Genomic DNA, 7,802 nt, shown 5'->3' on the forward strand with positions numbered 1-7,802 from the left:
TTGTTCCAGTGTCAGATGCATCAATCCCGAGTCTGGTGCAGGAGTCCACCCCAATGCCCGTTGTGAACCGTATTGCCGGCTACGCCGAAGAGATGAAGGCCTGGCGGCGGCATCTGCATCAGATCCCCGAGCTGGCGCTGGATCTGCCCAAGACAGCCGCCTTTGTGGCGGAGCGGCTGCGCGAATTCGGGGTGGACGAACTGCATGAAGGCATTGCCCGAACCGGCATGGTGGCGTTCATCAACGGGCGCGGGGAGGGTCCCACCATCGGCTTGCGCGCTGATATGGATGCGCTGCCGATCCCGGAGGAAACCGGGGTGGATTACGCCTCCGGGCACAAGGGCACCATGCATGCCTGCGGCCATGACGGCCATACCGCGATGCTGCTTGGGGCCGCGAAATACCTGGCGGAGACGCGCAATTTCAAGGGCCGGGCGGCGCTGATATTCCAGCCCGCCGAGGAGGCGATCGGCGGTGCGCGTATCATGGTCGAAGAAGGTATGATGGAGCGCTTTGATATCGGTGAGGTCTATGCGTTGCACAATGCGCCGGGCTTGCCGGAGGGGCATTTCCTGACCACGCCGGGCGCGCTGATGGCGGCGGTGGATACATTCCACATCCATATTCAGGGTGTCGGCGGCCATGGCGCCATGCCGCAAGAGACCCGCGATCCGGTAATGGCGGCCTGCGGCATGGCGCAGGCGATCCAGACCATTGTGTCGCGCAACCATCATACGCTGGAGGATCTGGTGGTCTCGGTCACCCAGATCCACACTGGCAGCACCGATAACGTGATCCCGGACACCGCCTATATCAATGGTACCGTGCGCACCTTTAACCCGGAGGTGCAGAAGATGGTGAGGCGGCGGATGAAGGAAATCGTGGCAGGGCAGGCCGCCAGTTACGGCGTCGAGGCGGAACTGGACTATGAGATCGGCTATCCGGCCACCATCAATGATGCGGAGAAGACCGCATTTGCCGTGGACGTTGCCAAGGAAATCGCGGGCGAGGGCCATGTGGTGCCGGACGGCGGCCGCGAGATGGGGGCGGAGGATTTCGCTTATATGCTGCAGGCGCGGCCCGGGTCCTATCTGTTTCTGGGGCAGGGCGGCACCGCGGGGCTGCATCATCCCAAATATGATTTCAACGACGGGATTGCACCTGTGGGGGCATCGTTTTTTGCCCGTCTGGTGGAGCGGGCGCAGCCGCTGGGCAGCTAGTGGTAGCGGCGCCGTTGCCGGCCCCGCGCACTGGCGGCTTCCGGCCGGCCCCTGGGTCCGCGGAAAGGGGCGCTGGATCAAGGCGCTGGCGGTTGCCCGCGGGAGCAGCCGGCCCGCCGCGGGGTGGTGCCGGCACAACGGTCGGCCACGGTGTTGCGGCGCAGGTCTCTCTGCTCTTTGACACCGGTGGCGCAACTGCTATTGCCGGGGCACATGCGGCGGCGGAAATCATCTGCCCTCTGGGCTGGAACATGAGAGACAATGACTGACTTCAATCAACCGATCAGCGGCAATGACCTGGCGCGGTTCTCCGGGCCCAACACTTTCATGCGGCTGCCGCAGGCAACCTCGCTGAGCGGTTTGGATGTTGCCGTGCTGGGCGTGCCGATGGACATTGGCACCTCCTGGCGGTCGGGCACCCGGTTCGGTCCCAAGCAGATCCGTGCCGAAAGCGCGATGCTGCGGCCATACAACATGGCCACGGGGGCTGCGCCGTTTGACAGTCTGAATATCGGCGATATCGGCGATCTGGCGATCAACACGTTTTCGCTGCCGGACTCGCTGCGCATCATTCAGGAAAGCTATGAGGCGATCCTGTCCGGCGGGGTGATCCCGGCGGCGATGGGCGGCGATCATTCGATCACCCTGCCGATCCTGCGCGCGATTGCCAAGAAATACGGCCCCGTGGCGCTGGTGCATGTGGACGCCCATGCGGATGTGAATGACGAGATGTTCGGCGAGCGCGAGACCCATGGCACCGTGTTCCGCCGTGCCTTTGAGGAAGGGCTGATTGTTCCGGACAAGACCTATCAGATCGGTATCCGCGGCACGGGTTATGCGGCCAGCGATTTTACCGAGGCGCAAAGCTGGGGCTTTCAGCATTTCCCGGCGCAGGAATTGTGGGGGCGGCAGCTGCATCAGATGGGGGCGGAAATTCGCCGCGACATCGGCAATAGGCCGGTCTATGTGTCTTATGATATCGATAGTCTTGATCCGGCCTATGCGCCGGGCACCGGCACGCCGGAAATCGGCGGGCTGACCACGCCGCAGGCGTTGGAGCTGATCCGGTCTCTGAAGGGGGTGAACATCGTGGGCTGCGACCTGGTGGAGGTCTCGCCGCCGTATGATCCCCCGGGCAACACCGCTTTGGTGGGGGCCAGCCTGCTGTATGAGCTGCTGTGCGTGCTGCCGGGGGTGACGACAAAATAAGCGGTGCGGCCTGAATGTCAGGCCGGGGGAGGGCCGCAGAGGGAGGAGGCAAGGGTTGATCTTGAAACCGCAATGAGGCGGCTGATGCTGTTTTCCTGGCTGATATTGGCGGCGGGCATTGCCGGCCTGGGGTTCATCCGGCTGGCGCCAAGCGACCCGCTGGATTGGAACACCCAGCCGGAGTTCACCGAGGACAAGGAGTTCCGCGGCGGTGTGTTCCGGGTGGTGCGCAGCGGTCCGGACGGGCTGGAGCGGTTCCACCGCATTGCCAGTCATGCCCCGCGCACCAGCGTGCTGGCGGGCGGGCCGGATGACGGGATGGTCACCTATATCACCCGCACCCAGGTGCTGGGGTTTCCTGATTACACCACGGCAGCGCAGGACGGCGATCTGCTGAAGGTCTATGCCCGGTTGCGGTTTGGCAGGTCGGATCTGGGCGCCAACAAGGAGCGGATCAACGGCTGGCTGGCGGAGATGGAAACCGGGGAGCCGCAGGCCGCGTCCACCGGGGAATAGGGGGACGGGGGCTCCCGCCTGTTCGCAGGCTTTTGTAAAGCCTCCCACAGTTGGGCCGGGCGCCGCGCTGGCGCGCGGCGCAGGCTCTTCCGCCGGTGCCGGAAGAGCCATGTTTTCACTGAGAAGCGTTTTAAGGGGTGAGACCCGGGTGGAGGTAAGAGAAGGCACTGGCTGCACAGTTCTGTAAAGGCGTCTTTACTGGACATCCGCGTCCTTGTTGCAGGGGCAGCCAGGCAGATGGCCGGGCGGCTCAGAGCGGAGCCAGCTCTGATGGGGCCGCTGAAGAACCGGTTGCCGGCCCCAGAGATGCCGACAGGCAACTGTTTTGCACTTCGCGCCACATCGGCACGTTCAAGGACATTTGGCATTGCGCCATGAACATGCGGCCGTCCACCTGCAGGCAGCGCAACTCCCCCAGTTCCACGCGGGAGCCGGATTTGTCGGTGCAGTAGCAGTCTATGGTTTTGCCGCCCGGTCCGGTCACATCCGCCAGACCCGCGGCAGGCAGGTTGAGAAGGATTGTGGCAATAAGGACTCTGGCATGTGGCATGGCTCTAGCATATCACATGGGGGAGAATTGGCCAAAACATGAACAAGAATAGGCGCGCCCATGGTCCCCGAAGAGCGGCTGGAACAGATCCTGCAGCGGTTTCAATATCTAGAAGCCGCTATGGCGGATGGCGCCGGCGGCGGGGATATTGCAGCGCTGGCCAAGGAGTATTCCGACCTGCGTCCGGTGGCGGAGCAGATCAGCGCCTACCGCAAGCTTCTGCGTGATCTTGAGGAGGCCGAGCTGATGCTGGGCGATCCGGACATGAAGGATCTGGCGGAGGAAGAGATCCCGGGCCTGAAGGCGGCAATTCCTGAGGCTGGGCAGGCCCTGCAGCTGGCGCTGTTGCCGAAGGATGCGGCGGACAGCCGCCCGGCGATGCTGGAGATCCGGCCCGGCACTGGCGGCGATGAGGCGGCGCTGTTTGCCGGCGATCTGCTGCGGATGTACCAGCGTTATGCCGAAGGGCAGGGCTGGAAAGTCGAGATCATCGAGGAGCAGGCGACCGAGCTGGGCGGCATCAAGGAAGTGGTGGCGCATATCAAGGGCGAGAATGTCTTTGCCCGGCTGAAGTATGAATCCGGCGTGCACCGGGTCCAGCGGGTTCCAACGACCGAAAGCGGCGGCCGCATTCACACCTCGGCTGCCACCGTGGCGGTGCTGCCGGAGGCTGAGGATGTGGACATTCATATCGATGCAAACGACATCAGGATCGACACCATGCGGGCCTCGGGGGCGGGGGGGCAGCATGTGAACACCACCGACTCGGCTGTCCGTATCACGCATCTGCCGACCGGTCTGATCGTCACGTCGTCAGAGAAATCCCAGCACCGCAACCGCGAGATTGCCATGCAGGTTCTGAAAACCCGGCTGTATGACCTGGAACGGCAGCGGATCGACAGCGCGCGGTCTGCGGACCGGGCAAGCCAGGTGGGGTCGGGCGACCGGTCGGAACGCATCCGCACCTATAATTTTCCGCAAGGGCGGATGACCGATCACCGCATCAACCTGACGCTGTACAAACTGGACCAGGTGATGGGCGGTGATCTGGATGAGATCATCGACGCGCTGACAGCGGACAATCAGGCGCGGCTTCTGGCCGAGATGGGGCAGTGATGATGACAGAGACCGCAGCGCAGGCAATGGCAGCAGCAACGGCCCGGCTGCGCGCGGCCGGCGTGCAGGACCCGGCGCGCGACGCGCGGGTGCTGCTGGCCCATGCAGCGCGGATCGAAGCCAGCCGGGTGACGCTTATCGCGCCTGAGGAGCTGGCGCCGGAAGTGGCTGAACGCTATGAACAGCTGATTGCCCTGCGCGCTGTCCGGGTGCCGGTGTCGCATCTGGTCGGCGAGCGGGAGTTCTATGGCCGCCGTTTCAAAGTGTCGCGTGATGTGCTGGACCCGCGCCCCGAGACCGAGATCCTGATCGAGGCGGCGCTGGCGGAGCCCTACAGCCGGGTTCTGGACCTTGGCACCGGTTCCGGCTGTATCCTGGTGACGCTGCTGGCGGAGCGGCAGGAGGCCACCGGTCTGGGGGTCGATATCAGCGAGGCCGCCTGCCTTCAGGCCAGCGCCAATGCGGTGCTGCACCGGGTTGAGGCACGCGCCGATATTCAGCAGTCGGACTGGTTCGAGGCGGTTGAGGGGATGTTCGACCTGATCGTATCCAACCCGCCCTATATAGCGCTGGATGAGATGGACGGGCTGTCTGCGGAGGTGCGCGGGCATGAACCGGGCATCGCGCTGACCGATGGCGGCGACGGGCTGGGGGCCTACCGGAAGATAGCGGCGCAGGCTGCAGCGCATCTGTCGCCGGGCGGGCGGGTGCTGTTGGAAATCGGCCCGACGCAGGGGCAGGCGGTCGGTGCGCTGCTGGAAATGGCAGGGCTGAGCGGTATCGCCGTGCTGCCGGATTTGGACGGGCGGGACCGGGTGGTGCGGGCGCATTCCGCATCAAATCGCAGTTTTTAACGCTAAAACCCGTGATTTCCGATGAATTTCAAAGAAAACTCTATTGTGCCTCTTGTCTGTAGCTTCGTAACATGGTTACTCAAGAGGAGCCGCTTCAGGAGAACGCTTTCCAAGCCTTCCCGCGGCATCAAGCCCAAAAAAGCTAATGATCCGGCGCTAAGACGCGTAGAACAGGGTCTACGGCGCATTAACTCAAGGCTTACGCTAGGCATATGAGATCGTCAAAATCACGTTCACGTTCCAAGTCAAACCGGAACCGCCCCAATGGCGTCAATGTTGTCAACCGGGTGTTCGACAGCTCCGGTCCCGAAGGCAAGGTGCGCGGAACCCCGCAGCAGATCATTGACAAATACAACCAGCTGGCGCGGGACGCCCAGCTGAGCAATGACCGGGTTGCGGCAGAGAATTTTCAGCAGCACGCAGAACATTACCTGCGGCTGCTCAACGAAGCACAGCGCGAGATCGACGCGCGCCGCGAGGAGCAGGAGCGGCAGAACCGCGAACGCCAGGCCGAGCGCGACCGCGAACGGGCCGAGCGGCTGGAGCGTCAGGAGCGGGAAACTGCGGCTGCCGCGGCGGCACCGCCCGCAGCCGATCCGGCAGCGGCGCCGCAGCCCGAGGTGATCGACCCGCGCGGCGACAACGGCAATGGCCAGGAGAGCGGTCTTGTGGAAACGCCGGAAAGCCAGTCCGCAGCACCTGCAGACGCCCCGGCGGAAGCACCCGCAAAAAAGGCCCCCGCCCGCAAGCCGCGCACGCGCAAGCCCGCGGCCAAGGCAGACGACGCGGCCCCGGCAAGCGAAGGCGGCGAGGCGCCTGCGCCAAAGAAACCCGCCCGCACGCGCGCCAAGCCCAAGCCAAAGGCTGAGGACGGCCCGGCGGAGGCGGCTGAGTAATCAGCGCCCGTCCTGAAAACCAAAAAAGACCCTCGGCGCTGACTGCCCGGGGGTCTTTTCCGTTTCTGCTTAGGCTTCCGGCAGCGAAAGCGCGGGTCAGGCGTGTGTCAGGCGTTATGTCCCAGCACCCGCAGATAGCGGCGGACTGCTTCGGGAAAGCCCAGCATCAGCGCATCTGCGGTCAGGGCGTGGCCGATTGAAACCTCCGCCAGATCGGGGATGGCCCGGCGCAGGGCGGCCAGGTTGTCCACGGTCAGGTCGTGGCCCGCGTTCAGCTGCAAAGCGCCAAAGCGGCGGGCCGCATCTGCCGTGGCTTTCAGCTTTTCCAGCTCGCGGGAGACTGCCACTGGCGCGGTTTCATTGGCATAGGGGCCGGTGTAGAATTCAATCCGGTCGGCCCCGGCCTGCTGCGCCAGCGCCGGGGCTGCCGGATCGGCGTCCGCGAAATAGGAGACGCGGATGCCGGCGGCCTTGAACTCTTGTGCGATGGGCAGAAGCCTCTCTCCGTCGGCGTCAAAATCCCAACCATGGTCTGAGGTGGATTGCTCTGGCGTGTCGGGCACCAGCGTCACCTGATGCGGTTTGTTTTCCAGAACCAGATCGATGAAATGGCGGGTCGGATAGCCTTCGATGTTGAACTCGGTCTGCGGGAATTCTTCGGTGATCAGGCGGGACAGGGCCGGCAGGTCGGTAAAGCGGATGTGCCGCTCGTCCGGGCGGGGGTGCACGGTGATGCCGTGGGCTCCGGCCTTCAGTATGGCGCGGGCGATGCCGATCAGATCGGGCCAAGGCACCTCGCGCCGGTTGCGCAGATAGGCAACGGCGTTGACGTTGACGGACAGAAGGGTCGGACGCGGCGTAACGGTTTGGGTCATCGGAATGTTCGACTCCGGTAATGATGGGGAACCGCTCAGGCCCTGGCAAGCTCGCGGGCAAGCGCACAGAAGGCTTCCAGGCTCACCTGTTCGGCGCGTTCGGTGGGCGGGATGCCGGCAGCGTTGAGATGGTCCTCGATCGCCGGAGAGACGCCTTTGAGCGAAGCGCGCAGCATCTTGCGGCGCTGATTGAAGGCGGCGGCCACGACCCGCGACAGGATCGCGGCATCTGCCGGGAAACGCGGCTCAGGCAGGGCATCCAGATGCACCACGGCGCTGGAGACCTTGGGCGGCGGCGTGAAGGCGCCGGGCGGCAGCGACAGCACGATCCGCGCGTCTGCCCGCCATTGCGCCAGAAGCGCCAGCCGGCCATAGGCCTTGGAGCCGGGCTGCGCCACGATGCGTTCCGCCACTTCGCGCTGGAACATCAGGGTAAGGCTTTGCCAGAACGGCGGCCATTCCCTGGGGGTGAGCCAGCGGACCAGCAATTCGGTGCCGACGTTATAGGGCAGGTTGGCGGCGATGCGGATCGGCGGCGTCAGGTGTTCGAGCGGATCGATTTCCAG

Annotated in this window: 9 protein-coding genes; 6 read left to right on the forward strand and 3 right to left on the reverse strand. The window is 64.4% G+C overall.

Annotation, left to right across the window (positions count from 1 at the left end):
- Window positions 1–53 precede the first annotated feature (53 nt).
- The 3 genes from VOI29_RS20215 (at window position 54) to VOI29_RS20230 (ending at window position 2,945) form a co-directional block, all read left to right on the forward strand.
- Window positions 54–1,220 carry a M20 aminoacylase family protein gene (locus VOI29_RS20215; RefSeq protein ID WP_323782951.1) on the forward strand — a complete coding sequence of 389 codons (1,167 nt, stop codon included), beginning with the start codon at window positions 54–56 and terminating at the stop codon, window positions 1,218–1,220.
- A 261-nt stretch (window positions 1,221–1,481) separates the two neighbouring features.
- The gene (speB, locus tag VOI29_RS20225; protein WP_323782954.1) at window positions 1,482–2,429 is read left to right on the forward strand and encodes an agmatinase; all 948 of its coding nucleotides are present in this window, start codon (window positions 1,482–1,484) and stop codon (window positions 2,427–2,429) included.
- Between the two features lie 72 nt (window positions 2,430–2,501).
- The gene (locus VOI29_RS20230) at window positions 2,502–2,945 is read left to right on the forward strand and encodes a DUF1499 domain-containing protein (protein WP_323782957.1); all 444 of its coding nucleotides are present in this window, start codon (window positions 2,502–2,504) and stop codon (window positions 2,943–2,945) included.
- Between the two features lie 250 nt (window positions 2,946–3,195).
- Here the strand turns inward: VOI29_RS20230 and VOI29_RS20235 are convergent, their stop codons facing one another.
- Complete coding sequence (locus tag VOI29_RS20235; protein ID WP_323782960.1) at window positions 3,196–3,495, reverse strand: hypothetical protein; 300 nt, start codon at window positions 3,493–3,495, stop codon at window positions 3,196–3,198.
- A 60-nt stretch (window positions 3,496–3,555) separates the two neighbouring features.
- On the opposite strand from VOI29_RS20235, the gene prfA reads away from it, so the two are divergent.
- The 3 genes from prfA to VOI29_RS20250 all read left to right on the forward strand — a co-directional run bounded on the left by prfA (window position 3,556) and on the right by VOI29_RS20250 (window position 6,361).
- The gene (prfA, locus tag VOI29_RS20240) at window positions 3,556–4,611 is read left to right on the forward strand and encodes a peptide chain release factor 1 (protein WP_323782962.1); all 1,056 of its coding nucleotides are present in this window, start codon (window positions 3,556–3,558) and stop codon (window positions 4,609–4,611) included.
- A 2-nt stretch (window positions 4,612–4,613) separates the two neighbouring features.
- Window positions 4,614–5,465, forward strand: coding sequence for a peptide chain release factor N(5)-glutamine methyltransferase (gene prmC / locus VOI29_RS20245; protein WP_323782964.1), 852 nt, complete (start codon window positions 4,614–4,616; stop codon window positions 5,463–5,465).
- Between the two features lie 212 nt (window positions 5,466–5,677).
- Complete coding sequence (locus tag VOI29_RS20250; protein ID WP_323782967.1) at window positions 5,678–6,361, forward strand: DUF4167 domain-containing protein; 684 nt, start codon at window positions 5,678–5,680, stop codon at window positions 6,359–6,361.
- Between the two features lie 107 nt (window positions 6,362–6,468).
- Here VOI29_RS20250 and VOI29_RS20255 read toward each other — a convergent pair whose 3' ends face one another.
- On the reverse strand, window positions 6,469–7,236 hold the full coding sequence (locus tag VOI29_RS20255) for a pyridoxine 5'-phosphate synthase (protein WP_323782970.1): 768 nt from the start codon (window positions 7,234–7,236) through the stop codon (window positions 6,469–6,471).
- Between the two features lie 35 nt (window positions 7,237–7,271).
- Window positions 7,272–7,802: rRNA adenine dimethyltransferase family protein (locus VOI29_RS20260; RefSeq protein ID WP_323782973.1), on the reverse strand; the 531-nt coding region annotated here is incomplete at its 5' end.

Source organism: Leisingera sp., assembly GCF_034669605.1.
Lineage (GTDB): Bacteria > Pseudomonadota > Alphaproteobacteria > Rhodobacterales > Rhodobacteraceae > Leisingera.